We start from the raw sequence: 24,833 nt of genomic DNA on the forward strand, positions 1-24,833 counted from the left end.
ACAGGAGTACGACAGCGGTACGAGAGCGGTACGGCGGCGGCACGGCAAGGGGAGAGCGGTATGCGGGAGTTGTTCCTGACCGGGGAGCGGGCGTACGTCCGGTGGATCGACCTGCCGGGCGAAGGGCCCGTACGGGTCTTCGTCCACGGCCTCGGGTGCACGGCCGCCTCCGACTTCGCCCACATCGCCACCCATCCAGCGCTCGGCGGGGGCCGGGCGCTCCTGGTGGACCTCCTCGGCCACGGACTGAGCGACCGGCCCGCGGACTTCGACTACCGGATGGAGTCCCAGGCGGCCGTGGTGGCCGCCGTCCTCGACCACCTCGGCGTGGCCGGGGTGGACCTCGTCGGGCACTCGATGGGCGGCGCCGTGGCGATCCACCTGGCGGCGGCCCGCCCCGATCTGGTCGCCCGGCTCGTGGTGGCGGAGCCCAACCTGTACGCGGGCGGGGGCGCGTTCAGCTCGCCGGTGGCCGCCCAGAGCGAGGAGGCGTTCGTGACGAGGGGGTTCTCCCGGATGCTCGCCCTCGCCGGGCGCGCCGACTACGCCGCCCGGCTGCGCCTCGCCGACCCGCTGGCCGTCCACCGCAGCGCGGTGGCGCTCGTCGAGGGGAGCACGCCCGCCCCGGGGGACCTGCTGGCCGGGCTCGCGGCGCCCCGCACGTTCCTCGTCGGGGAGGCGAGCCTGCCGGACGCCGCCGCGGAGCGGGCCGCCGCGTTCGGCGTCCCGGTGATCGAGGTGCCCGGCGCGGGACACAACCTGATGCTGGACAACCCGGACGGCTTCGCCACGGCGCTCGCCCGCTCCCTGACGGGCACTCCGGAGGGCTGAGGGCCGTCCGACAGGTCGTGCTCGCCGGCGTTGAGCTTGTCGTTTAACGACTGGCGGCGAACATGGCTCGAACTCGGTCGGTGTTTTGGCAGTTCAGCGGATATGTAGACGGTCCCCGTCTGATCCTGTGCTCCGTTACAGAGTGGATCAGCGCGAAGGCCGTGGTCGTGAGTTTGGTGCGGCAGGCGTCCTGCGGGGTGCGTTCGCGGAAGTGTCACACTTCCGGTCGGAGCTGTACACGTGTCTGACAGCGCGGGGCGACGCGTTGTTCGAGTTATGCGACGCGCTGCTGTGCACGGACGGGCCGGTGCGGCGGGCTCAACCAGGGCCGGATCGACGTGGCCCGACTATGTCGTGCTCCGGCTGGGGTGCCGTTGCCACGTATGGCGGACGGTCGGCTCGTGCTGGCGGTGGATGTCTCGCCCTGGCTGCGACCGGACGCCAACACGTGTGCTGACCGGGTCTTTTGTCACACGTTCGGCCGGGGTGAGGGCAAGCATCAGACGGTGCCCGGGTGGCCGTACTCGGTGGTGGCCGCACTGGAGACCGGCCGCACGTCCTGGACGGCGGTGCCGGATGCGGTCCGGCTGGAGCCTGGTGCCGACGTCGCCGCGGTGACCACTACGCAGATCCGTCAGGTCATCGAGCGGCTTGTCGCCGCAGGCCAGTGGCGGCCGGGGGACCCGGAGGCCCTGGTGGTGCTGGACGCCGGATACGACGCTCCGCGCGTTGCCCCCCTGCTGGGTGACCTGCCCGTCGAAGTCCTTGGCCGACTCCGTTCAGACCGGGTAATGCGGCGCACGACACCCTCCCGCGAAGAGTTCCACCTGGCCAACCCCAAAGGCGGCCGGCCACCCAAGCATGGCGGCGAGTTCGTATTCGGTGACTCCGCAACCCGGGGCACCGAGCAGGCCGTGACGACCACGGACACTCGGCTCTACGGGAAGGCGACCGCTCAGGCGTGGGACCGGTTGCACCCGCGGCTGCCCCGCCGGGCCGCCTGGCTCGACCATGGCGGACCTCTGCCTCTCATCGAGGGCACCGTCATCCGCCTGGTCGTTCAGAAGCTGCCCAGCGGCGGGGTCAACAAGCCAGTCTGGTTGTGGTGGTCGCGCACCGGCGCCACCGAAGCCGACATCGACCGATGCTGGCAGTCCTTCCTCCGCCGCTTCGATATCGAGCACACATTCCGCCTGTTCGAGCAGACCCTCGGCTGGACTCCACCCAAGCTTCGAGACTCTGCCGCGGCCGACCGCTGGACCTGGCTCGTTGCCCAGATGTGTCGCGGGCTGAGTAACCGTGTTACTGCTCTTCGGGAAACGGAGCCCGGACGTACTTGACCCATCTTGGATCGCACGCACTCGTCTCTTCGAAGTTGCGTTGTGCCTGAACAAGACTGAGCGATTGGTTCGGGCCTCCTCGGACAACATCATCATCGTGCTCGTCCTGGCCGTCGTCCTCCCAGTAGCACACCGTGCATATCTCGTGAGCGCCACGGGCCTCCAGGGTCAGGTAGCCACAGCAGGGACATGCGTAGGGACCGTTCTCAGGGCCGAGAACGATGTTGAACCACTGGGGAGCGGGGGCGCTGTCTTCGCTGGTCACCAGATGACAGATACCAGTACCCGCCGACATTGCGTGATCACAGCCGCTCGTAACAACAGCAGAGGTCAAATGGCGAGCTGAGAGCTCGTCGCCAATCCGCCTGTCCTTGCCTGCGTCGGCCGGTTGAGGAATTTGGTTGCGGTGGATCAGGTGGATGCGGTCATGCTCCGGCATGAGTAGAGACGCCGAGGTCATCGTACTCGCCCGCTGGTCGGACAAGGTGATGGAACCGCTGACCCAGGACGATCCGGAACGCACGTGGCGAGGTCGCTTCGTCCTGATAGCGGGGCACTGGGGCTACGAGTTCGGATGGGCCCTGGAGTTCGATAAAATGCGTGGCCGACAGGGCCTGCTCAGGCGCCTGGACTCGCTGCCGCAGCCGCACACGGTGCAGGTTCTGCTTCGCGACCAGGACGACGACTGCTTCGGGCCGTGGATGTTCCAGAAGGGCCGGCTGGTGGAAGTCACCATTCCGCGCACCGAGCGTTTCCACCGGCCGGCACCGCCCGATGAGGACTTCGAACCCGACCTGGGCGTAATGCTGCGCACCGATCAGAACACGGCTCTGCCCGAGCAATAGCTCAGCAGTGTGCCCGAGTACGGAAGTACAAGGGGGTACTGGATGAGGTGGAAGCCTGCCGTCCTTCCGGGACTGTGGTCCCTCAGGTCAGACCGGCTCCTCTTCGTTACGCCGTCGGGCGGAGGCCCAAGGTGGATCCAGGGACGTGATCCCTTCAGCAAGACCGCGCCCCGCCCGGCGGCATTGCATCCAGCCAGGATCTCATGTCCCCAGCCCGCAGGCAGGGGCCGACCCCTCAGTAGTTCGCGAGCCCGGAGTTCTCCGGCAGACCGAGGTTGAGCGAGGTCTTCTGCGGCATCGACTGGGCCAAGAACCACCACGACATTGCGCTGGTCTACCAGGACGGCACCCAGGTGGCGAAGCTGGGGATCAGTGACGACAGCGCCGGCTTAAACGCCTTGCTGGAGCTGCTGGCCCACCACGGCGACGACCCGGAGGAGCTCATACCAGTGGCAATCGAGACTCCGCGCGGCCTGCTGGTTGCCGGGCGGAAGGCCTACGCGATCAATCCGCTGGCCACTGCGCGCTACCGGGACCGCAGCAGCGTCGCCCGAGTCAAGTCGGACGCGGCCGACGCCCGTGTCCTGGCCAACATCCTCCGCGCCGACGTGGCCGCCCACCGGCCGCTGCCCTCCGACAGCGAACCGGGACGGTCAGCAAGATCAGGGTGTCGCCCCGGGTGTGGTGACGCGGTTCGGCTGCCTAGGCGGGGGCTATGCCGATGGTGACGGCGGCCAGGAAGGCCAGCGCGAACGTGGCGAGCACGACGTTCCGGTGCCATGCTGTCCAGTGCCTCACCTGGTAGTGGTCCAGGTCGACTTGTCCCTTGGCGGACTGGAAGCACTCTTCGACGCTCCAGCGGGTGCCGGCCACGCGGACGAGTTCGGCCAGGGATGCTGCGGTGGGTGACCGGCACAGGTAGAAGGCGGGTTCCCTCGTGGTGGGGTTGTGGCGGATCAGCAGTCGGCGGTGTCGGGGTGGATCCAGGTCCAGTCGTAGTAGCGCGGGTCTCTCGCGCCGTTGTCGGCGCTTTGCCGGTGCCAGGCAGCTCTGGGCAGGCGGCCCGCGACTGTATCCGCACGAATCGGCGTGTGACCGTGGTTGATCCTTACCCGGGTGGAGCAGGCGACGGCCAGAACGGACCCGGTCCCGCGTGCTTCCAGTGCGGCACGAAGCTGCGGGTCCTGCCCGTAGGCTTCGTCTCCGGTCCCCCACGGTGCCTCCACCCCGGCGTCCAGCGCGGCGTTGATTATCTCCTAAACCAGGCGGTGCTTGGTCGCGAACCGCACCTCGTCGGGTATCCCGGCAGCCTGACGACGCTCGGGATCAGCGCACCAGGAATGCTCAGGCAGGTAGAGCCGGTGGTCGATCAGCACCCGCCCCCGGTTGGTTGAGTAGGCGCGGGAAACGCCGACCTGGCTGTTCTCGACGCGGCCGGCGGTGCCGGTTTACTGCCGCTGTACCCCGCCGAGGGTCGCCCTTTCTCCATGAAGCCGGTCTTGCCGACGATCAGTACGCCACCGTCGCTGCCGAGGCGGTCGCCTGCGTAGGCGTGGGCTTCGTCGCGGACGGAATCAGCGTCCCAGTGCGCGCTTCGCAGCAGGCGCTGCATCGGCCCGAGCAGGCAGGCGCGGGCGGTCGCCCGGGGCTCGACTCGGCCGAACCGGCCCGCGGCCACCGCACGATCTTCAGGAGTCCACACAATCCTCGACGATCACGCGATGGCCGCATCCGCTCCCAGCCGGGTCCGTCACGAGACCGCGAAATCAGGACGGATTACCAGGAGTCCCGTCACCTTCGACATTGGCCACCATCTTGCGCAGCACCTTGAGCGCGGCCACGTACTCCTCGTCGCTGATGCCCTGGTGGACTACGGCACGTACCTCGGCCGCCAGCTCACGGAGCCGCGCTCTGGCGGCCTCTCCGGCATCCGTGAGGTGCAGGCACTGCCCATCGTCGATCCGGAGCCATGCGCGGTGGAGCAACTGGTCGACGACCCTGGCGATCTCGTGAGGGCCGTCGGCAAGGTGCGTCAGCTGCGCGACGACCTCTTCACGGCTCGGCGCCGTGGGCCCGCCGTTCACGCGGTTGAGCACCCAGTACTGCGGCTGCGTGACGTCGATCTTGGCCATGGCGTCACGCAGATGCCGGGTGACGGTCGTATGGATCAGGCCACACCAGTAGCCGACCGGCTGGGTGGCCAGCATGTCTTCGGTGACGGCCGGGTCCGCCGGCGCCTGGTCGGTGGTGGTTCCGATCGGTAATTCCATGATCGCGACGCTACATTCCCCCGGCGCGCCGAACCATCGGAATGGGGCCGTCGCAGCCTCGCGTGCCGCCAGGCCACGGCCCGACGCGGTGCCCCGATGACCGCTCGCCCGCCCAGTCGGTGGATAGATCACAAAACCGAACTGGATTGCTAAAAGGGGGGTTTCGCGGAGTACCCGTCCTCCCGTAGGGGGACGGGTGCGGTCTTCGCCCTGGCGGCACGCTGCTCGGTGACGGTGGGATGGGCGGTGACCGCCTCGGCCGCTCGCCCTTGCTCGACGAGGACCTCGAACAGATCCTCACGTGCTTTGACAGTACCCAGATCCCGCAGTTCCGCCTCGGCTTGCGCGAGGTGGCCGGCGGTACTGAGCAGTTCGGCTCTGACGAGCCGAGGGTCGTTGAACGGGTCCGGGTGGGCCTCGACCGCGGCGATCGCTTCCTCGACGCGACCGAGACCGGCGAGGGCGAAGGCCCTCCACCAGTACCGAAACTCCTCGTGACCGTAATGGGGAACGGTCAGGGGGTGATCCAGAAGGTGGAGCAGTTCTTCGGGTCGGTCGAAAAGCGGATGGACGAGTGGGGCCAGGAGGTTGGAGCAGTCGTACCAGCTGAAACCGGGTTCGGCCACGGCGATTGCGTCGTCCAACCGGCCATCCCGCAACAGGGTCACGGAGAGCCAGGCCCGATACCCGACCCAATCGTCAGCGGCGATGGCCTCTCGCATCACCGTCTCGGCCTCGTCGGCCCGGCCGCGGTCGCGGAGGGCGCCGGCGAAGATGTCCAGGACGGTGTGGGCGTGCTCTCCGGTGGCCAGCTCGCGCAGGGCGTCCAGCCGGCCGTGGCGTGACAGCAGTTCGGCGTAGGCGGTCAGGGTGTTCTGGGTGCCGTAGCGTTTCGCGGCGATGTCCGCGCCGAGGACGCTTATCGCCTCGTCGGTGCGGTTCATGCGTTCCAGCATCCGGGCCTGGAGCACCAGGGCTTCCTCGTCGTCGGAAGCCCAACGGTTCTTCTCGAGGGCCTGCCGCGCGGTCTCGGCGTGTGGGGTGATCAACTCCAGCACCCGCTCGTCGCGGCCCTGGCCCTCGGTGATCTCCACCAGTACTGACCGGATCCACCACCCCCCAAGACGCGGCACGAGCAGATCGACTGCCTCGTCGACATGCCCTGCCCTGACGAGCAGCTCGGCAAAGTCCCGGCACGCGTACTCCGAGGTGCGCTCCTCCTCGTCAGGACGGACCAGATCCAGGGCCTCGTTCGTCCTGCCCGCCCGCAACAGAACGTTCGCCTTCGCCCAGAGGGCCGGTCGCCACCCGAGAGCCGCAAACGGCTCGACCACCTCGATGGCTCGACCGAACGCGCCCCTCAGGCACAGCTCCTGAGCCGCGCGCTCCGCGCAAAACCACTCAGCGCGTTCTTCCGCTGCCCGAATCACCAGGTCCAGGTGACCGCGCTCCAGCAGGAGATCCACTTTTCGGGGAGGCAGGCCACCACAGTTGCCGACCTGCCATGAAAGATCATCCATGTTCACGGCTGAAAGCGTAGAACGAGTCACTGACAGTCGGCCGGTCGTCTGAATGGGCTGCCGGCGAGGTAGCGGTCTTCGTATCTCGCTCTCGGCCTGATGCATGGCTTGTGGTGGCAAAACCTAGGCGGGTCGGGATTCCGGCCACCCGCACACCTGATCAGGCCACCTCAGAGGGGTTCCGAGGGGGTTCGATTGCGGGCATGTGGCGGATGCATGACAAGCCGTCAACTTCCTTGAGTCACGCCCGTGGAGCCGCCAGGCTGCTGATCACGCCGAGGCCGGACACACCGGTTCCCGGCCGTGTACGTGGTCCCACGTGCATCCCCCACAGTCGTGCCGCCCCCACCCCCGGGCACGACGCCGACGAGGAGGACTCCCTCGCAATGGCACTCCCGAAGAGCACCAAGACCCGCTTCGCCGTGACGGCCTCCGCCGCGACCGCGGCCGCCCTGCTCGGCACCTTCGCCGCCGTCCCGGCCCAGGCCGCTCCGGCCGCCCCGGCCGAGGGCACCGTCCTCGCGGCGGGATCGGCCGACGCCGTCCCCGGCAGCTACATCGTCACCCTGAAGCAGGGCGCGGGCTTCAAGGCCGGCTCGGACAAGGGCCGGAAGCTGATATCCGCCTATGGCGGCACCGTCCGCAAGACGTTCGGCTCCGCCCTCAACGGCTACACGGCCACCCTCGACGCGACGGCGGCCCGCCGCCTCGCCGCCGACCCGTCCGTCGCCTCCGTCGAGCAGAACCAGGTGGTCCGCTCCGACGCGACGCAGAACAACGCCCCCTGGGGCCTGGACCGCATCGACCAGGCGAACCTGCCGCTCTCCGGCACCTACACCTACCCCGACAGCGCGGGCGCCGGCGTCACGGCCTACGTCATCGACACCGGCGTCCGCATCAGCCACTCCGAGCTCGCCGGGCGCGCCGTGAACGGCTACGACGCGGTCCAGGGCGACACGGTGGCCCAGGACGGCAACGGGCACGGCACCCACGTCGCCACGACCGTCGCCGGAACCACCTACGGCGTGGCCAAGAAGGCGAAGGTCGTCGCCGTCCGCGTCCTCGACAACAATGGCTCCGGCACCACCGCCGGCGTCATCGCGGGCATCGACTGGGTCACCTCGCACCACACCGCCGGGGTCCCGGCCGTGGCCAACCTCTCCCTCGGCGGCGGCGCCTCCACCACCCTCGACAACGCGGTGAGGAGGTCCATCGCCGATGGCATCACCTACGCCGTCGCGGCCGGCAACTCCGGGGCCAACGCCTCCTCCTCGTCGCCCGCCCGCGTCACGGAGGCCCTCACGGTCGGCGCCACCGGCAACAACGACGCCAAGTCCAGCTGGTCCAACTACGGCTCGGTCCTCGACCTCTTCGCCCCCGGCGTGTCCATCACGGCGGGCTGGCACACCGGCGACAGCGCCACCAACACCATCTCGGGCACCTCGATGGCCGCCCCGCACGTGGCGGGCGCCGCCGCTATCTACCTCGCCGGGCACCCCTCCGCCACCCCGGCCCAGGTCGCCACGGCCCTGGTCAACGGCGCCACGCCCAACAAGGTCACCAGCCCGGGCAGCGGCTCCCCGAACCGCCTCCTGCGGATCGTCCCGTAACCCCGGCTCCGTAACACGGCCCGTCACGCGGCCCGTCACACGGGCCCGCCACGCGACCCGTCGCACCGCAGCGCAGAGAACCGTCCCGGAGGCAGCCGGCGCCTCCGGGACGGTTCCGCGTCCGGAACGCCCGGGACGCCCCGCTCAGCGCCCGCGGGGGCCGGGCTCGCTCGGGCCCCGGAGGGACAGCGTGCGGCTGAAGACGAGGTTCGTCGTCGTGCTGCCGAAGTCGGCCAGCGCGTCGACGAGTTCCTCCAGATGGCCCATCGACGTCGCCGCCACCTTCAGGACGTAGCAGTCGTCCCCGGTCGTCCGCAGGCACTCCAGGACCTCCCGGCGCTCCCCGAGCAGCCGTCGCAGCGGCTCGTGCCGGGTGCCCGGGTACTTCAGCCGCACCACCGCGAGCACCCCGTACCCGACCCGCTCCGGATCCACCTCCGCCCGGTACCCCGTGATCACCCCGGTCTCCTCCAGGCGCCGCACCCGCTCCTTAGTCGCGGACGCGCTCAGGTTCACCCGCCGGGCCAGCTCCGTGTAGGCGACCCGGCCGTCCCGCTGGAGCTCCGTCAGGATCGCCCAGTCCGTCGCGTCGAGAGTCTCGGTCATCCGCCCAGATTACCGGCGGATCCACGGCCGAACAGCCTCTGGACGGGCGGGAATCGCTTCAAGGCGGCCTTCCCGCCGGGCTAGCCTGTGCCGCGTGGAAATCGGAGTCAACGTCCTCAACTTCGGCCCCGGAGCCGATCCGGAAACGCTGCGGAGCTGGGCCCTGACCGTGGAGGGCCTCGGCTTCGGCCTGCTGATGGTCTCGGACCACGTGGTCGTCACGCCCGACGTCGCCGAGCGCTACCCGGCCCCCTTCTACGAGCCCTTCACCACCCTGTCCTGGCTGGCCGGCGTCACCACCCGCGTCCGCCTCGGCACCACGGTCCTCATCGCCCCCTACCGGCACCCGCTGCTCACCGCCCGGATGGCGTCCAACCTCAACGAGCTGAGCGGCGGCCGGCTGGTCCTCGGCGTGGGCGCGGGATGGGCGCGCCAGGAGTTCGCCGCCCTCGGCGTCCCCTTCGAACGGCGCGGCCGGCTGACCGACGAGCACGTGAGGGCCGTGCGGGAGGCCTGGGCGGACACCGCCGACCACGGCGACCGCCGGATCCCGGTCTGGATCGGCGGGCACAGCGACGCGGGCATCCGCCGCGCCGTGCTCCTCGGGGACGCCTGGCACCCGCTGCGCCGCACCCTGCCGCAGTTGAGGGAGGGCGCCGCCCGGCTGGCGGAGTACGCGGAAGCGCACCGGCTCCCCGTGCCCGCCCTGGCCCCGCGGATCGCCCTGCGACTCACCGAGGAGCCCGTCACGGGAGCCGAACGGCTCGCGGGGGAGGGCACGATCGACCAGATCGTGGACGACCTCGACCAGCTGCGGCTGCTCGGCGCCGAGAGCGTCGTCCTCGACCCGTACCACGGCGACCCCCGCGAGACCGCGCACCCGCAGGAGGCCTGGCGGGCACTCGCCACGGTGGCCGCCCGCGTCTTCCCGGACCTCCCGGGTCCGTCCCGCCCCGCCCCGCACCCCGGCACTCCCCGCACCCGAACGGAGCCGTCATGACGACCCCCGACGACCACGCCCTCCTCCGGCGCGCCATCGCCCTCGCGGCCGAGGCGCGCGAGGGCGGCGACCCGCCCTTCGGATCGCTCCTCGCCGCGCCGGACGGAACGGTCCTGGCCGAGGACCGCAACACGACCCTCACCGACCGGGACATCACCGCCCACCCGGAACTGAAGCTGGCCCGGTGGGCCGCCAGGGAACTGGACGGACCCACGGCGGCCCGGACCACCCTCTACACCAGCTGCCAGCCGTGCGGGATGTGCGAGGCGGCCGTCCGGCGCGCGGGCCTCGGCCGGGTGGTCTTCGCCCTCTCGAACGAACAGCTCCTGGACATCCGCCCGGACGGCGGCCCGCCGCCCGTACCGCAGGACGGCCCCGCGCTGCTCGACGAGGTGAGGGCCGTGGTCGAGGGGTACTACCGCTGAATCCGGCGGCGGGGGAGCGCACCCGGCGCCCGGTGGCACGGGCGGCCCGCCGCGTGCGTCAGGATGGGGCCATGACCGAGATCCGCACCCCCCGCCTCCTCCTCCGCCGCTGGAGCGACGACGACCTCGTCCCGCTGTCCGAGATCAACGCCGACCCCGAGGTCATGCGCTGGATCGGCGACGGCTCGGTCCGCGACCTGGACGAGACCGCCGGGGACATCGAGCGGTACGAGGAGGAGTGGGACGAGGAGGGCTTCGGCCTCTTCGCCGTGGAGCTCCTCGCCTCCGGCGAGCTGATCGGCTTCGCGGGGCTCTCCGTGCCGGAGTACCTGCCCGAGGCGGCGCACGAGATCGAGATCGGCTGGCGCCTCGGCCGGCAGTTCTGGGGCCAGGGCTACGCCTCCGAGGCCGCCCACGCGGTGCTGGAGTGGGCCCTCCAGGACCGGGGGCTCGACCGGGTCGTCGCCGTCACGCACCTCTCCGACGCCGCGTCCGAGAACGTCGTCGCCAAGCTCGGCATGGAGGCCGAGCGCGAGCTGGACCACCCGGTCTTCGGCGTCCCGCTGCGCGTCCACGCCATCGACCTCACCGAGTACCAGGCGTGAACCCCGGGGGGCGTCCGGCCGGTGGAGATGCCGGGCGCCCCCCCGGGGAACCGGTCAGTGCCGCTCGGGCAGGTCCCGCTCCGCCGGCAGCGACGAGAAGTCGCGCGCCGAGGGCGAGGCGGAGCGCGCGGCCGAGGCGGGCTTCTTGCCGCAGAACGCCGGTTCGAGGGTCCCGCCGAGCGCCGTGTTGACCACGCCGCGGTTCGTGGAGTTGGCCACGGCCGAGAGGCTGCGGCGGCCGTCGCGCGTCGAGAAGGCGTACGTGTAGAAGCCCTGCACGGTGCCGGTGTGCCCGTACACCCGCGTGCCGCACGACAGGTCGTAGCGGCGCAGGCCGAGTCCGTAGAACCGGGTGTCGGTGGTGTCCGTCGGCGTCACCGTCGTCATCGCCTCCATCATCGGCGCGGACAGCAGACGGCCGCGCACGAGCGCCCTGGTGAAGGTGTTCAGATCGGCGGCGTCGGAGATGACGGCCCCGGCGGACTGCGCCCAGGACACGGTCTGCTCCGTGGAGTCCACCAGCGGCTCGCCGGCCGTGTCGGGGTACAGGTACCCGCGCACGTGCTGCCCCGCGATGGTGGTCCCGGGATGTACGTACGAGGTGTTGCGCAGCTCCAGCGGCCCGAAGATGCGGCGCTGGTACGCGTCCGCCACCGGCTTGCCCGTGAGCTTCTCGATGAGCATCCCGACCACCACGAAGTTGGCGTTCGAGTACTTGTAGGCCACGCCGGGCTCGGTGGTCCGGGGCAGCGCCAGGGAGAGGTTCACGAGCTCCTGGTAGCTGAACACCTTGTTCCGCACGGACTCGAAGCCCGGCACCGTGTTGGCGAACATCGGGTCGGTGTAGTCGGCGAGCCCGCTGCGGTGGGTGAGCAGGTGACGGACCGTGATGCGGGCGTCGGGGAGCAGACCCGGCAGGTACGTGTTGACCGGCGTGTCGAGCGTCAGCCGTCCCTCCTGCACCAGCTGGAGGAGCACGACCGTGGAGAAGGTCTTGCTGACGCTGCCGATGCGGAACCGCGACCCGATGTTCATGGGCGTGTTGTTCACCCGGTCCTGGACGCCGACCGTACGGCTCTGGACGCCGGAGGGGCCGGAGAACCGGGCCATCGCCCCCGGCGCGCCGTTGGCCAGGGCGGCGTTCAGCGCGGTCACCACGCCGTCCATGTCGGGGGCGGGGACCCTGTTCGCCGCCGCCCGGACGGCGGCGGGGGTCTGCGGGAGGGCCGCGGAAGCCTGCGGGGCGGCGGCCGGAGTGCGGGGGGTGGCGGCGGACGCACCGGTGGCGGGGGCGACGCCCGCGGCGAGTGCGGCGATCAGGGTGGTGCTCACGACCAGGCGTCGGTGTGACGTCAGGGGCACGGTGAATTCCTCGACTTCATCGGGATCGTCCGGCGCGGCGCACGACAGGGGTGCGCCGCGGGGCGTGGAGGGACGGCGCCGTCACGGCGCGGCCCGGGGCCCATTGATCATGAGTGCCGGCACCCGGGAAAAAGTTCCTGACACGGGCCACGGGAAGTGGAGGATGTGATTCCGAATATCGGGTTCCGGGAACCGGGGCCCCGGTGAGGGATCCGCGGCCGCGTCCGGGCGCCCGCGTCCCGCGCCCGACACGCCCCGCGTACCCTCGTGACGTGCCCGTTTCCCGTCTGCATCGCGTCGCCGTCCTCGTCCTCGAAGGGGCGAAACCCCTCGACGTCGGCATCCCCGCGCAGGTCTTCACGACCCGCGCGAGCATGCCGTACGAGGTACGGGTGTGCGGCGCCGAACCCGGCGTCGTCGCCGGTGGTGACGGTCTGTCGTACCAGGTCGCCCACGGCCTGGACGCGCTCGCGTGGGCCGACGTCGTCTTCGTCCCCGGCTACCGCTTCCCCGACCGGGAGGACCCGCCGCAGGCCGTCGTCGACGCGTTGATCGCCGCCCACGACCGGGGTGCGCGGCTCGCCGCGATCTCGACGGGCGCCTTCGCCCTCGCCGCCACCGGACTCCTCGACGGCAAGCGCGCCACCACGCACTGGCACTACGCGCGGGCGCTCGCCGCCAAACGCCCCCTGGTCCGGGTCGACGAGAACGTGCTCTTCGTCGACGAGGGCAGCGTCCTGACGTCCGCCGGCGCGGCCTCGGGCATCGACCTCTGCCTGCACATCCTGCGCGGGGACCTCGGGGTGGCCGCCTCGAACCACGCCGCCCGGCGCCTGGTCGCCGCCCCGTACCGCAGTGGCGGCCAGGCGCAGTACGTGCCGCGCAGCGTGCCCGAACCGCTCGGCGAGCGGTTCGCCGCCACCCGCGAGTGGGCGCTGCACCGGCTCGGCGAACCCCTCACCCTCGACGTCCTGGCCCGGCACGCGGCGGTGTCGGCGCGCACGTTCTCGCGCCGGTTCGCCGAGGACACCGGCTACACGCCCATGCAGTGGGTCATGCGGGCCCGCGTCGACATGGCCCGTGAGCTCCTGGAGCGCTCCGAGCGGGGCGTCGAGCAGATCGCCGCCGACGTGGGGCTCGGCACCGGGGCCAATCTGCGGCTGCACTTCCAGCGGATCCTGGGCACCACCCCCAGCGACTACCGGCGCACCTTCGCCCAGGGGGAGTGAACCGGCCCCGACGGCCCTCTGGCGCGATACTTGCGGACCGTGGCGATCACGCCGCTGTCACGGACGGTCGCCGCGCACGAGCATGGGTGGCGAACCGAAGGGACATCGCCATGACTCGTATCGCCATCAACGGATTCGGCCGCATCGGCCGCAACGTGCTGCGCGCGCTGCTCGAGCGCGACAGCAGCCTCGAGATCGTCGCCGTCAACGACCTCACCGAGCCCACCGCGCTCGCCCGGCTCCTCGCCTTCGACTCGACCTCCGGCCGCCTCGGCCGTCCGGTGAGCGTGGACGGCGACGTCCTGGTCGTCGACGGGCACCGCATCAAGGTGCTCGCCGAGCGCGAGCCGGCGCAGCTGCCCTGGGCCGAGCTCGGCGTCGACATCGTCCTGGAGGCCACCGGCCGCTTCACGTCCGCCAAGGCGGCCCGCGCCCACATCGACGCGGGAGCCAAGAAGGTGCTCGTCAGCGCGCCCGCCGACGGCGCCGACGTCACCCTCGCGTACGGCGTCAACACCGACGCGTACGACGCGGAGCTGCACACGATCGTCTCGAACGCCTCGTGCACGACGAACGCGCTCGCTCCCCTGGCCAAGGTCCTCGACGACCTCGCCGGCATCGAGCACGGCTTCATGACGACGGTCCACGCCTACACGCAGGAGCAGAACCTGCAGGACGGCCCGCACCGCGACCCCCGTCGCGCCCGTGCCGCCGGCGTCAACATCGTCCCGACCTCGACGGGTGCCGCCAAGGCCATCGGCCTCGTGCTGCCCAACCTGGACGGCAAGCTGTCCGGCGACTCGATCCGCGTTCCGGTCCCGGTCGGCTCGATCGTCGAGCTGAACACGACCGTCTCCCGCGACGTGACCCGCGAGGACGTCCTGGAGGCCTACCGCGCCGCCGCCGAGGGCCCGCTCAAGGGCGTCCTGGAGTACTCGGAGGACGCGCTCGTCTCCTCCGACATCACGGGCAACCCGGCCTCCTCGATCTTCGACTCGGAGCTCACCCGCGTCGAGGGCCGCCACATCAAGGTCGTCGCCTGGTACGACAACGAGTGGGGCTTCTCGAACCGCGTGATCGACTCCCTCGAACTCCTCGCCGGCTGACGAGGACACCGACGGTCCACGCGGCCGCCGTCCCCGGCAAGCTGGACCTCCACGCGCCGGCCCCGCACCCACGGGGCCGGCGCGCGTCCGTTTCCGCCCCCGCTTTTACGACGGCGCCGACCTGCGAGGATGGCCCCCGGGGTCGTCGGGGAGCGGCCGGAACGGTACGAGGGAGCGGTGCGGGTGTCACAGCGGGGGTCGCGGGGGCCGGTCGAGCGGATGGAGCACCACCAGGTCGCGGTCTACCTGGCGGCGATGGGCGCCGGGGCCCTGCTGGGGTGGGCGGCCCCCGGTCTCGGGCCGGGCCTCGCGCACGCGATCAACCCGGTCCTCGGCGCGCTGCTGTTCGTCACCTTCCTCCAGGTCCCGGCCGCCGAGCTGGCCCGCTCGCTGCGCGACGGCAGGTTCCTGTCCGCCGCCGCGGTGGTGAACTTCGGAGTGGTGCCGCTGGTGGTCGCCGCGGTGTTCCCCCTGCTGCCCGACGACCGGGCGGTCCGGCTCGGCGTCCTGCTGGTGCTGCTGTGCCCGTGCGTGGACTACGTGATCGTCTTCTGCGGCCTGGCCGGCGGCTCCGCCCGCAGGCTGCTCGCCGCCACCCCGGTCCTCCTGGTCGCGCAGATGGTCCTGCTGCCGGGGTTCCTGTACCTGTTCATGGGGCCGGAGCTGTCCGACGTCGTCGAGGCCGGCCCCTTCGCGGAGGCGTTCCTCTTCCTGATCGTCGTCCCCCTGCTCCTGGCGTGGGCCCTCCAGGCGTGGGCCGCGCGCCGGCCGACCGGGCGGAGGGTCTCCGGGGCGGCGACCACGACGATGGTGCCCCTGATGGCCGCCACCCTCTTCACTGTGGTGGCCTCCCAGGTCCCCGGGATCGGCGGCAGCCTCGCCTACGTCGCCGCCGTCGTCCCGTTCTACGCGTTGTTCCTGGTCGTCATGGCGTTCGCGGGGAAGGCCGTGGCCCGGCTGTTCCGCCTGGGGCCGCCCGCCGGGAGGGCGATCGTCTTCACCGGCGCCACCCGCAACTCCCTCGTGGTCCTGCCGCTGGCCCTGGCGCTGCCCGACTCCCTGGCCGTCGCCGCGGTCGTCGTGGTCGCCCAGACCCTCGTCGAGGTCCTCGGCATGGTCGCCTACGTCCGGCTCGTCCCCCGCCTGGTCCCGGACCCCTCCTGACCCACCGGCCGGGCCCCTCCTGACCCACCGGCCGGGCGGCTTCCGCCGCCCGACCGACCGGGCTGGTCCTGCGAGTCCTACGGGTTCCTACCGGTTCCTGTCGTCCGGGTCCACCGGCAGGCCCACTTCCTCGCGGTCCTCCTCCAGGTGCTCGTCGAGCTTCTTCTCGTCGGGGCGCCGGGGCAGGCCGCGGCCGTGCCCGGTGTCCGGGTCGCCCTCGACCTGCTTGTTCGACTTGTGGTGGGGTGCCATCGGTCTCTCCTTGCCCTGCGACTGCGGGACCGCGCGGCCGGCCGTCCGTCCGTCGTGCGGGGCCGGGCTCCGGCGACGCGAGGGGTCCCTCACACTCAAACCCGGCGCCCACCGCTCCGCAAACGGAGCCGCCGGGGCGCGGGGCGGATCAGGGCCGGGGCCGCGCCGGCAGCTCCAGGGCCGTACCGATCGGCTCGTCCGGGTCGAGGACGAGACCCAGCCGCCGGGTGGACTCCGAGAGGACGCCCCACAGGGCGTCGCTCAGGAAATGGGTCAGGTCGTCGAGGGAGCTCCTCGACTCGGGGCGGGCGGCCCACTGGTTGACCACGCCGTCCACCAGGCCGACCATGCCGAACGCCAGATTGAGGGTGAAGCCCGCGGGTGCCTTCCCGCCGTCGACCAGCTGCTCGGCGTACGCGTCGAGCAGCCGCGCCAGGTGCAGGGCGATGGCGGTCCGGGTGCCCGCCACGACCCGGGAGCCGCCGGCGTGCTGCTCGGGCGAGCCGGCGCCGAGGAACTGGTGGAGCCGGGGGTGCTCCGCGACCCAGCCGACATAGGTGGCCGCGCCCAGCTCGACGGCCTCCCGGACGGTGCCCTTCGGATCGAGGGCCGGGTACAGCGCGGCCAGCAGGTCGTCGGCGATGCGCGCGCGGATCCGCTCGTCCAGGTCCTCGCGGCTGCGGAAGATCCGGTAGACCACGGAACGGGGCATCCCCGCCTCGGCGCCGATCGCCGCCACGCTGACCGACGGGCCCTCCCGGCCGATGACGGTGAGGGCCGCGGCCAGGACCTGGTCACGGCGCTCGGCCCGGTGGCCGGACCAGCGCGTGTCCCGGCCGTCGGGGCGTCCGTCACCGCGTGCATCTCTGTCCTCCGCCACGGCGTGGATCGTACCCGGCCCCGCGAAGGAGCCGCGCGCGATCGGTCCCGGGGGTGGCGCATCATGTGTTACCGCCGGTACCTTGGACGCAGTGACACAGGTAAATTCCCGTCCCGGGCGACGACGCCCGGGACCGGTGCACCGGCGCGGAAGCACGCGGTCCGGCGACAGAGGGGTATCGAGATGGAGCACCAGCACGTCGATGTGCTGATCATCGGCGCGGGCCTGTCCGGCATCAGCGCCGCCTGCCACCTGGCCGACGGCAACCCCGGCACCACGTACGCGGTCGTCGAGCGGCGCGCGCGGATCGGCGGCACCTGGGACCTGTTCCGCTACCCGGGCATCCGCTCGGACTCGGACATGTACACCTTCGGCTACGGCTTCCGCGCCTGGCACGGCACCAAGATCCTCGCCGAGGGCATGGACATCCGCCGCTACGTCCAGGAGACCGCCGAGGAACACGGCGTCACCGAGCACATCCGCTTCGGCCGCAAGGCCGTCCGCGCGGACTGGTCGAGCGACGAGGGGCGGTGGACCGTCGAGACCCTGGACGAGGCCACCGGCACGACCGAGACCTGGAAGGCCCGCTTCCTCGTGGGCGCCACCGGCTACTACGACTACGACGGCGGCCACCGGCCCGAGTTCCCCGGCGAGGAGCGCTTCGGCGGCACCCTCGTGCACCCGCAGCACTGGCCCGAGGACCTCGACCACGCCGGGAAGCGCGTGGTCGTCATCGGCAGCGGCGCCACCGCCATCACCCTGGTCCCTTCGATGACCGACACCGCCGCGCACGTCACCATGCTCCAGCGCTCGCCCACGTACATCCTGGCGCTGCCCGCCGACGACCCCGTCTCCACCGTCCTGCGCAGGCTCCGCGTCCCCGCCGGACTCGTCCACCGCGTGGGCCGCGCCCGCAACATCGCGCTCCAGCGCGGCCTGTACGCCCTGTGCCGCAAGGCACCGTGGCTCATGCGCAAGGTGCTGCTCGGCGCGGTGCGGGCACGGCTCGGCAAGGGCGTCGACATGCGCCACTTCACCCCGGCGTACAAGCCCTGGGACCAGCGGCTGTGCGTGGTCCCCGGCGGCGACCTCTTCACGACCCTCAAGAGCGGCAGGGCCTCCGTGGTCACCGACCACATCGAGACGTTCACCGAGAACGGGATCAAGGTGAAGTCCGGCGAGGAGATCCCGGCCGACATCGTCATCACGGCCACCGGCCTGAAGCTCCAGCTCGCCGGCGGCATGGAGATCGCGGTCGACGGCGAACCCCTCGTCACCCGCGACCACCTCCTCTACAAGGGCGTGATGGTCGACGGCGTCCCCAACCTGGCGATGATCATCGGTTACACCAACGCCTCCTGGACGCTCAAGGCCGACCTCGCCTGCGCGTACGTCAGCCGCCTCGTCGCCCACATGGACCGGCACGGCCTCACCAGCGCCACCCCCGTCGCCACCGCGTCCGACCGCTCCCCGGTCTCCGTCATGGGCGAGTCGCTCACCTCCGGCTACATCGCGCGCGGCGACGCGATCATGCCCCGCCAGGGCACCCGGGACCCCTGGCGGATCTGGAACAACTACTACCGCGACCGCCGGGCCCTGCGGAGTTCCCCCGTCGAGGACCCCGCCCTCCGCTTCGAGCGGACCGCCCCCGGGACGCGGCCCGCCACCGGCCGGCAGGACCACGCCCCGGCGGTCTGACGCCGGACCCCCCACCCCTCCGGAGACCGATCACGAGAGAGAGCGAGGAAGACGATGACCATCAGCCAGGAGAGCTACCACGAGAGGCTCCGGACCCTGTCCGAGGCGTCGGTGCACATCCACTTCGACGCCTTCACCGACATCGACTGGGACAACCCCGACTTCGCCATCGACCCGAAGGACCCCCGCTGGGTACTCCCTGAGGCCGACCCGCTGGGCGGCCACCCGTGGTACCAGGCCCAGCCGCTCGAGGTCCGGACGAAGATCGGCCTGTGGCGGTACGCCAACATCGTCAAGGTCGGGATGCAGTTCGAGAACGTCCTCATCCGCGGGGTGATGGACTACCTCTTCTCGCTGCCCAACCAGAACCCGGAGTTCCGTTACCTCACCCACGAGGCCACGGAGGAGTGCCACCACACCCAGATGTTCCAGGAGTTCGTGAACCGCGCGGGCGCCGACGTGCCCGGCGGCCGCCGCTCCTTCCGGGTCGTCAGCCGCTTCCTGCCGCTGGCCGGCTCCCTGATTCCCGAGTCGTTCTTCACCGGCGTCCTCGCCGGGGAGGAGCCCATCGACCACCTCCAGAAGGCGATCCTGCGCAGCGGCGAGGACGTCCACCCGCTGATGCGGCGGCTCATGCAGATCCACGTCGCCGAGGAGGCCCGGCACATCTCCTTCGCCCACGAGTTCCTCCGCGTCAAGGTCCCCGGCTACGGGAAGTTCCGCCGGGGCGCCCTCTCCGTGGCCTTCCCGGTCATCATGCGGGTCCTCGGCGACGTCATCGTCGTCCCCGACCGGAAGACCGCCGAGAAGATCGGCGTCCCCCACTGGGTCATCAAGGACATCTTCTGGAAGTCCCCCGACGGCGAGAGGATGCTCCGCGACCTCTTCTCCGACGTGCGGATGCTCGCCGAGGACATCGGCCTGATGAACCGGACCTCCCGGAAGGTGTGGCGGGCCCTGCGCATCGACGGACGCCCGTCCCGCTTCCGCGGCGAGCCCGCCCCGCACGCCGCGTGACGCCGTAACCCCCCACCCCCAGCAGCACACCCGCCCGCCCGCCGGGCGGGGCCGCCGGCCGCGAGCCGTCCCGCCGGCCCCGTGAACGTGAACGGAGAACCCCTCCCCATGCCCTACGTCGTCACCCGGTCGTGCTGCGCCGACGCGTCGTGTGTGCTGGCCTGCCCGGTCAACTGCATCCACCCCGCCCCCGGCGAACCGGGCTTCGGACAGACCGACATGCTGTACGTCGACCCCCGCACCTGCGTGGACTGCGGAGCCTGTACGACGGCCTGCCCGGTGGACGCCCTCAAACCGCACACCAAGCTCACCGAGGCGGAGCTGCCGTTCCTCGAGATCAACCGCGCCTACTACGACACCTTCCCGCACGCCGACCGCACCCCCATGGCCCTCGTGCCCCCGCAGCGCCGGGTGGAGACCGCCGGACTGCGGGTGGCCGTGGTCGGAGCCGGACCGGCCGGACTCTTCGCCGCCGACGAACTGCTCCGGCACCCCGGCGTGAGCGTCACCGTGTACGACCGGCTGCCCACCCCGTACGGCCTCGCGCGGGCCGGGGTCGCGCCCGACCACCAGGACACCAAACGGGTCACCGAGCTCTTCCGGACCATCGAGAGCCAGCCCGGCTTCTCGTACCGCCTCAACACCCGGATCGGCCGCGACCTGCACCACGAGGACCTGGTCCGCGACCACCACGCCGTGGTCTACGCCGTGGGCGCGGCCACCGACCGGCGCCTCGGCGTCGAGGGCGAGGACCTGCCCGGCAGCGTCTCCGCCACCGACTTCGTCGCCTGGTACAACGGCCACCCCGACCACGACGGCGCCGCTCACCCGCTGGACGCCGAACGGGCCGTCGTCGTCGGCAACGGCAATGTGGCCCTGGACGTGGCCCGCGTCCTGACCGCCGACCCCGACGCCCTCGCCCGCACCGACATCTCCGACCGGGCCCTGGCCGCGCTGCGCGCGAGCCGGGTCCGCGAGGTCGTCGTCCTCGGCCGCCGAGGACCCGCCGAGGCCGCCTTCACCCTGCCCGAACTGATCGCGCTCGCCGCCCTCGACGGCGTCGACGTCCTCGTGGAGGGCTGGCCCGAGGCCCTCCCGGCGGACGCCACGCCCAAGACGGCCGTCCTCGCCGAACTCGCCGCCCGCACCCCCGTCCCCGGCCGCCGCAGGATCGTCCTGCGCTTCCTGACCGGCCCGGCACGGATCGAGGGCGACGACCGGGTGACCGGCCTGACCGTCGTACGGACCGAACTGCGCCACGCCGACGACGGCACCGTACGGGCCGTCCCCACCGACGCCACCGAGACCATCGAGACGTCCCTGGTCCTGCGCGCCGTCGGCTACCGCGCCGAACCGGTCCCGGGCCTGCCCTTCGACCAGGAGACCGCCACGGTGCCGCACGAGCGGGGCCGGGTCGCACCGGGCGTCTACGTCACCGGCTGGATCAAGCGCGGCCCCACCGGATTCATCGGCACCAACAAGTCCTGCGCCCAGGAGACCGTCACCGCCCTCCTCGACGACCTCGAGGCCGGTCGCCTGACCGCTCCCGCAGGACCGCCGGCCGCCCCGGCCCGCCCCGACGCCGTCGACCTCGAAGGCTGGCGGGCGATCGACGCCGCCGAGCGCGTCGAGGGCCGGGCCCAGGGCCGCCCCCGCGTCAAGCTCGTCGACCGGGAGGACCTGCTCGCCGCCGCCCGCCGCCCGGTCTCCCCCTGACGGGCGCGATTGGTTCTCCCCGGCAGGGGTACCCGCCGAACGCGTCGGAGCGCCGCGCGACGGAGGACGAGTCGAGGAGGAGACAGCACGATGGCCGGTAGCAAGGAGAACGAGGACGTGGTCGCGGCCATTCTGGAGGACCACCGCACGATGGAGGACCTCTTCCGCCGGATGCGGAGCGTCGAGGCGGACCGGGCCGCGGCCTTGAAGGAGTTCTCGGCCCTGCTCATCGCGCACGGCGAGGCCGAGGAGGCCGAGGTCTACGGAGCGCTCAAGCGCTTCAAGAACGTCGACAACGAGGAAGTGGACCACGGCACGGAGGAGCACGAGGAGGGGAACGAGGCCCTCCTCGCCCTCCTCGAAGTCGACGAGGTCGGCTCCGACGAGTGGGACGAGCGCCTGGAGAAGCTGGTCGAGGCGGTCACCCACCACCTCGACGAGGAGGAGCGCACCATCCTCAACGGCGCCCGGGAGAGCGTCCCCGACGACCGCAGGGCCGAACTGGGCGCCGCCTTCCTGAAGGAGCGCGCCCGGCAGCTCGCCTCGGACTGCGGCCGCGTGGAGAACGTGCGCAAGGTCGTAGGGAGCTGAGACCGGCCCGTGTCCGCGGACGGCCGCCGCCGGCCGTCCGCGGACACGTCCTCACGCCTCCGCCGGCGCCGCGTCGGCGGCCAGGGGCGGGGTGCCGAGCCCGGCCCCCCGGCCGAGGCCTTCCAGGAACTCGCCGACGGCCTCCTCGGAGGTCCACGACGGCGTCCAGTCCAGCTCCTCGCGGGCCCGCGAGGCGTCGAGCAGGGGCAGCCGCAGGACCGCGTCGAACAGCCCCGGCGCGGCGGGCACCAGGCGCAGGCGCCACGCGGCGGCGAGTACGGCGCGGGCCGCGCCCGCCGGTACCGGAACGGCGCGGGCCCGCAGGAGGCGGGCCATCACGTCGGTGTCGAGCACCGGATCGGCCGCCAGGTTGAACGGCCCCCGGACCGGCCGCACCACGGCCGCCCGGTAGGCCTCGGCGGCGTCGTCGGTGTGCAGGGCCTGGAAGCGCAGGCCCTTGACGGAGGGCACGACGGGCAGCAGACCCGGCCGGACGACGCGCCACGGCAGGAGGGGGCCCGCGAAGATGCGGCGCTGCTCGCTCGCCGCCTCCTCCTTGAACAGGAACGCCGGCCTCATCCGCACGATCCGCAGATCCGGGTGGGCCAGCTGGAAGCCGTCCAGATAGCGCTCCAGATACGCCTTCTCCCGGGTGTAGGCCGCGCCGGGCCACCCGTGGGTGGACCACGACTCGTCGACGGGGCGCCCGTCCGACGGACCGGGGGAGTAGGCGCCGACCGAGGAGGCGTGCACCAGGCAGTGCACGCCCGCCCGGGCGCACGCCTCGAAGACCCTGATGCTGCCTAGGACGTTCGTGCGCCAGGTCTCGACCGGGTCGTGCGTGGGCTGGAACTTCCAGGCGAGGTGGACGACAGCGTCGGCCCCCGCGAACAGCCCGGCCAGGTCGGGGCCGCCGGGGTCGACGTCCGCCGCCGCCCAGCGGGTCCCGCCGATCCGGAGGTCGGGGACGCGGCGGGCGACGCCGAGCACGTCCGTGACCGTACGGTCGCGGTCGAGTGCCCGGACCACGCTGGTCCCGACGTTTCCGGTGGCTCCTGTGACGACGACCCTCATGGCGCTGTCCAATCGCGGGGGACGGGTGGGGACGGACAGGGGCGGTGGGACGTGCTCACCGCCGGTCCGGGCCGGGGGACCGGCCTCGCCCTGCGAGTGACCGCGCGGCGCGCTCCGTAAACACCGCGCTCCGGCTCATCCCTCCGGACGCGGGTGGTCGCGGGATCTGGGTGCGGGCGGCACCTCCACCTCGAACCAGACGGCCTTGCCGCCGTCCCTCGGGACGCAGCCCCAGGCGGCCGACAGCCGCTCCAGGAGGTACAGGCCGTGTCCGGAGGAACGGCTGGGGCGGTGCGGGCCGTGGGGCCGGGGGCGCACCGGACTCGTGTCGCTGACCTGCACCCACAACCGGTCCCCGACGCGGTCGAGCCGCAGTTCGCGCGGGGTGCCCCCGTGGGTAAACGCGTTCGTGACGACCTCGGAGACCAGCAGCAGGGCGTCCTCGGCGGCGACCTGCCCGGACGCGCCCGCGGCTCCGAACCACTCGCTCAGCGCCCGCCGCGTCAGGTCCCGGCAGGTGCCCACCACCCCGGGTTCCTCCGTCAGTTCGTAGCGACGGGCGCCGGTGGCCACGGGCTGTGTGTGCGGGACGGGGCGACCGTTCATATGCGGCGGCTTCCCCGGTCGGCCGGGCCGAATCGTGCCGTCCGGGGCCTCTTCCCGGGGGCCGTGGCGGGTTTTTGGGCGGCGGTGTTTTCGGTGGGGAGTGCGCGTCGCGTTTTCCCCGAACCCTCTTTCGTAATCCCTCGAATCTCAGGAATGTGACCACTGTTCTCGGAAAGAGGTAAAAGGAGCAGAAAGTGTGAGAGGACCGGTGAATTCCATGACACCCGTGTCATCTGTGCGGAAAGAAGGGCCGGGGAACGAGATCGAGCCCCGACAGGGTCATGGCTGACGGCGAGGGAGTTCAGGTGCGAAGGCTATTGCTGCGGGGCGCGCGGACGGTGGTGTCGCGGTGTCGCGATTTCACGGCGGAGGCGTTGGCGGACTGGGGGTGGATTCCGGCGGGGAGCGAGGCGGGGGAGGAGCGGGTCGAGGACGTGCTGCTGCTGGTGTCGGAGGTGGTCACCAACGCGTGTCTGCACGCCGGGGGGCCGGAGGAGTTCGTCCTGCGGCGCGAGCGGGAGGGGCTGCGGGTGGAGGTCTCCGACCCCAGCCCGGAGCCGCCGCGCGTACGTTCGTCCCGCTCGCCCTCGCTGCCGGGAGGGCACGGCCTGATGGTGCTGGACAGGCTGGCGGGGGCGTGGGGCTACGAGGCCAGGGGCGCGGGGGCTGCGGGCAAGGTGGTGTGGCTGGAGGTCAGTCTGCCGGCCCGTCCGTAGGGGCGCTGTCGTCGGTGAGGCCTTCCCTGAGTTCGCCGAGGATGCGGGTGAGCAGCCGTGACACGTGCATCTGGGAGAGCCCGATCCGCCGGCCGATCTCGGCCTGGGTGAGCTCTTCGCCGAAGCGGAGTTCGATGATGTGCCGGTCGCGTTCGTCGAGCCGGTCGAGCAGGGGCCGGAGCGCGGCCAGGGATTCGATCAGCTCGTAGGCGGGCTCGGCGGTCGCCAGATGGCGCGGCTTCGCGCCGGAGGCGTTGCCGTCGTCGCCGACCGGGGTGTCGAGGGAGCGGGTGGCGTATCCGTGGGCGGCGAGCTGTCCTTCCGCGACTTCTTCTTCGGTGAGGTGGAGGTGGTGGGCGAGTTCGGTGCG

General features: G+C 71.8%; 24 protein-coding genes and 3 pseudogenes. 16 read left to right on the forward strand and 11 right to left on the reverse strand.

Annotated features, from left to right (window positions below; translation table 11 throughout):
- Positions 1-60 precede the first annotated feature (60 nt).
- Together ACIQD7_RS25660 and ACIQD7_RS25665 are read left to right on the forward strand one after the other, a co-directional pair.
- Positions 61-831: an alpha/beta fold hydrolase gene (locus ACIQD7_RS25660; protein WP_402444563.1), complete on the forward strand. Its 771-nt coding sequence runs from the start codon at positions 61-63 to the stop codon at positions 829-831.
- Positions 832-1,021: 190 nt separating this feature from the next.
- Positions 1,022-2,102, forward strand: a pseudogene (locus tag ACIQD7_RS25665) (transposase); the annotation flags it as partial.
- 31 nt (positions 2,103-2,133) lie between these two features.
- On the opposite strand, the gene ACIQD7_RS25670 reads toward ACIQD7_RS25665, so the two are convergent.
- Positions 2,134-2,631, reverse strand: a complete 498-nt coding sequence (locus tag ACIQD7_RS25670) for a CPCC family cysteine-rich protein (RefSeq protein ID WP_402444565.1) — start codon at positions 2,629-2,631, stop codon at positions 2,134-2,136.
- On the opposite strand from ACIQD7_RS25670, the gene ACIQD7_RS25675 reads away from it, so the two are divergent.
- Positions 2,609-3,016 (forward strand): hypothetical protein, encoded by a 408-nt coding sequence (locus ACIQD7_RS25675; RefSeq protein WP_402444566.1) that lies wholly within the window; start codon positions 2,609-2,611, stop codon positions 3,014-3,016. The two genes, ACIQD7_RS25670 and ACIQD7_RS25675, sit on opposite strands and share 23 nt — an antisense overlap.
- Positions 3,017-3,291: 275 nt before the next feature.
- Positions 3,292-3,660 (forward strand): annotated as a pseudogene (locus ACIQD7_RS25680) (transposase); the annotation flags it as partial.
- Between the two features lie 58 nt (positions 3,661-3,718).
- Here ACIQD7_RS25680 and ACIQD7_RS25685 read toward each other — a convergent pair.
- The 3 genes and pseudogenes from ACIQD7_RS25685 to ACIQD7_RS25695 form a co-directional block, all read right to left on the reverse strand.
- Positions 3,719-4,721: pseudogene (locus tag ACIQD7_RS25685) on the reverse strand (IS701 family transposase).
- A gap of 61 nt (positions 4,722-4,782) precedes the next feature.
- Positions 4,783-5,286, reverse strand: coding sequence for a MarR family winged helix-turn-helix transcriptional regulator (locus ACIQD7_RS25690; protein ID WP_402444568.1), 504 nt, complete (start codon positions 5,284-5,286; stop codon positions 4,783-4,785).
- Between the two features lie 149 nt (positions 5,287-5,435).
- Positions 5,436-6,806, reverse strand: coding sequence for a tetratricopeptide repeat protein (locus ACIQD7_RS25695; RefSeq protein WP_402444600.1), 1,371 nt, complete (start codon positions 6,804-6,806; stop codon positions 5,436-5,438).
- Between the two features lie 386 nt (positions 6,807-7,192).
- Between ACIQD7_RS25695 and ACIQD7_RS25700 the strand changes: the two genes are divergently transcribed.
- Entirely contained in the window at positions 7,193-8,416 is a 1,224-nt protein-coding gene (locus ACIQD7_RS25700; RefSeq protein WP_402444570.1) for a S8 family peptidase, read from the forward strand.
- Between the two features lie 144 nt (positions 8,417-8,560).
- On the opposite strand, the gene ACIQD7_RS25705 is transcribed toward ACIQD7_RS25700, so the two are convergent.
- Positions 8,561-9,022 (reverse strand): Lrp/AsnC family transcriptional regulator, encoded by a 462-nt coding sequence (locus ACIQD7_RS25705; protein WP_121828559.1) that lies wholly within the window; start codon positions 9,020-9,022, stop codon positions 8,561-8,563.
- Positions 9,023-9,116: 94 nt separating this feature from the next.
- Between ACIQD7_RS25705 and ACIQD7_RS25710 the strand changes: the two genes are divergently transcribed.
- The 3 genes from ACIQD7_RS25710 (at position 9,117) to ACIQD7_RS25720 (ending at position 11,052) form a co-directional block, all read left to right on the forward strand.
- Positions 9,117-10,022, forward strand: coding sequence for a TIGR03619 family F420-dependent LLM class oxidoreductase (locus tag ACIQD7_RS25710; RefSeq protein ID WP_402444573.1), 906 nt, complete (start codon positions 9,117-9,119; stop codon positions 10,020-10,022).
- Complete coding sequence (locus tag ACIQD7_RS25715) at positions 10,019-10,447, forward strand: nucleoside deaminase (protein WP_121828561.1); 429 nt, start codon at positions 10,019-10,021, stop codon at positions 10,445-10,447. The genes ACIQD7_RS25710 and ACIQD7_RS25715 overlap by 4 nt, the downstream gene beginning before the upstream one ends.
- A gap of 71 nt (positions 10,448-10,518) precedes the next feature.
- On the forward strand, positions 10,519-11,052 hold the full coding sequence (locus ACIQD7_RS25720) for a GNAT family N-acetyltransferase (protein WP_402444575.1): 534 nt from the start codon (positions 10,519-10,521) through the stop codon (positions 11,050-11,052).
- A 54-nt stretch (positions 11,053-11,106) separates the two neighbouring features.
- Here the strand turns inward: ACIQD7_RS25720 and ACIQD7_RS25725 are convergent, their stop codons facing one another.
- Positions 11,107-12,414: a serine hydrolase domain-containing protein gene (locus tag ACIQD7_RS25725; RefSeq protein WP_402444577.1), complete on the reverse strand. Its 1,308-nt coding sequence runs from the start codon at positions 12,412-12,414 to the stop codon at positions 11,107-11,109.
- Between the two features lie 272 nt (positions 12,415-12,686).
- On the opposite strand from ACIQD7_RS25725, the gene ACIQD7_RS25730 reads away from it, so the two are divergent.
- The 3 genes from ACIQD7_RS25730 (at position 12,687) to ACIQD7_RS25740 (ending at position 15,913) form a co-directional block, all read left to right on the forward strand.
- A complete protein-coding gene (locus tag ACIQD7_RS25730; RefSeq protein ID WP_121828564.1) occupies positions 12,687-13,643 on the forward strand; it encodes a GlxA family transcriptional regulator in 957 nt (318 codons plus the stop codon).
- 110 nt (positions 13,644-13,753) lie between these two features.
- Positions 13,754-14,749, forward strand: a complete 996-nt coding sequence (gap, locus tag ACIQD7_RS25735; protein ID WP_402444579.1) for a type I glyceraldehyde-3-phosphate dehydrogenase — start codon at positions 13,754-13,756, stop codon at positions 14,747-14,749.
- A gap of 219 nt (positions 14,750-14,968) precedes the next feature.
- Positions 14,969-15,913: an arsenic resistance protein gene (locus ACIQD7_RS25740; protein ID WP_402444602.1), complete on the forward strand. Its 945-nt coding sequence runs from the start codon at positions 14,969-14,971 to the stop codon at positions 15,911-15,913.
- Between the two features lie 87 nt (positions 15,914-16,000).
- Here ACIQD7_RS25740 and ACIQD7_RS25745 read toward each other — a convergent pair whose 3' ends face one another.
- Together ACIQD7_RS25745 and ACIQD7_RS25750 are read right to left on the reverse strand one after the other, a co-directional pair.
- A complete protein-coding gene (locus ACIQD7_RS25745) occupies positions 16,001-16,165 on the reverse strand; it encodes a hypothetical protein (RefSeq protein ID WP_402444580.1) in 165 nt (54 codons plus the stop codon).
- A gap of 148 nt (positions 16,166-16,313) precedes the next feature.
- Positions 16,314-17,045, reverse strand: coding sequence for a TetR/AcrR family transcriptional regulator (locus tag ACIQD7_RS25750; protein WP_161371755.1), 732 nt, complete (start codon positions 17,043-17,045; stop codon positions 16,314-16,316).
- A gap of 183 nt (positions 17,046-17,228) precedes the next feature.
- Here ACIQD7_RS25750 and ACIQD7_RS25755 point away from each other — a divergent pair, with 183 nt between their 5' ends.
- The 4 genes from ACIQD7_RS25755 to ACIQD7_RS25770 all read left to right on the forward strand — a co-directional run bounded on the left by ACIQD7_RS25755 (position 17,229) and on the right by ACIQD7_RS25770 (position 22,067).
- Positions 17,229-18,743 carry a flavin-containing monooxygenase gene (locus ACIQD7_RS25755; RefSeq protein WP_402444582.1) on the forward strand — a complete coding sequence of 505 codons (1,515 nt, stop codon included), beginning with the start codon at positions 17,229-17,231 and terminating at the stop codon, positions 18,741-18,743.
- Between the two features lie 54 nt (positions 18,744-18,797).
- Positions 18,798-19,760, forward strand: coding sequence for a diiron oxygenase (locus tag ACIQD7_RS25760; protein WP_121828568.1), 963 nt, complete (start codon positions 18,798-18,800; stop codon positions 19,758-19,760).
- 108 nt (positions 19,761-19,868) lie between these two features.
- Positions 19,869-21,476 carry an FAD-dependent oxidoreductase gene (locus tag ACIQD7_RS25765; protein ID WP_402444584.1) on the forward strand — a complete coding sequence of 536 codons (1,608 nt, stop codon included), beginning with the start codon at positions 19,869-19,871 and terminating at the stop codon, positions 21,474-21,476.
- Between the two features lie 90 nt (positions 21,477-21,566).
- Positions 21,567-22,067, forward strand: coding sequence for a hemerythrin domain-containing protein (locus tag ACIQD7_RS25770; RefSeq protein WP_121828570.1), 501 nt, complete (start codon positions 21,567-21,569; stop codon positions 22,065-22,067).
- Positions 22,068-22,118: 51 nt separating this feature from the next.
- On the opposite strand, the gene ACIQD7_RS25775 is transcribed toward ACIQD7_RS25770, so the two are convergent.
- On the reverse strand, positions 22,119-23,141 hold the full coding sequence (locus ACIQD7_RS25775; RefSeq protein ID WP_121828571.1) for an NAD-dependent epimerase/dehydratase family protein: 1,023 nt from the start codon (positions 23,139-23,141) through the stop codon (positions 22,119-22,121).
- A 135-nt stretch (positions 23,142-23,276) separates the two neighbouring features.
- Positions 23,277-23,714, reverse strand: a complete 438-nt coding sequence (locus tag ACIQD7_RS25780; RefSeq protein ID WP_402444586.1) for an ATP-binding protein — start codon at positions 23,712-23,714, stop codon at positions 23,277-23,279.
- Positions 23,715-24,121: 407 nt separating this feature from the next.
- On the opposite strand from ACIQD7_RS25780, the gene ACIQD7_RS25785 reads away from it, so the two are divergent.
- Positions 24,122-24,463 carry an ATP-binding protein gene (locus ACIQD7_RS25785; RefSeq protein WP_402444588.1) on the forward strand — a complete coding sequence of 114 codons (342 nt, stop codon included), beginning with the start codon at positions 24,122-24,124 and terminating at the stop codon, positions 24,461-24,463.
- Here the strand turns inward: ACIQD7_RS25785 and ACIQD7_RS25790 are convergent.
- Positions 24,441-24,833 (reverse strand): sigma-70 family RNA polymerase sigma factor (locus ACIQD7_RS25790; RefSeq protein WP_402444590.1); only part of this gene is annotated, 393 nt, incomplete at its 5' end. The genes ACIQD7_RS25785 and ACIQD7_RS25790 overlap by 23 nt on opposite strands.

This window comes from Streptomyces sp. NPDC093071, from assembly GCF_044754545.1.
In the GTDB taxonomy this organism is placed as follows: Bacteria; Actinomycetota; Actinomycetes; order Streptomycetales; family Streptomycetaceae; genus Streptomyces.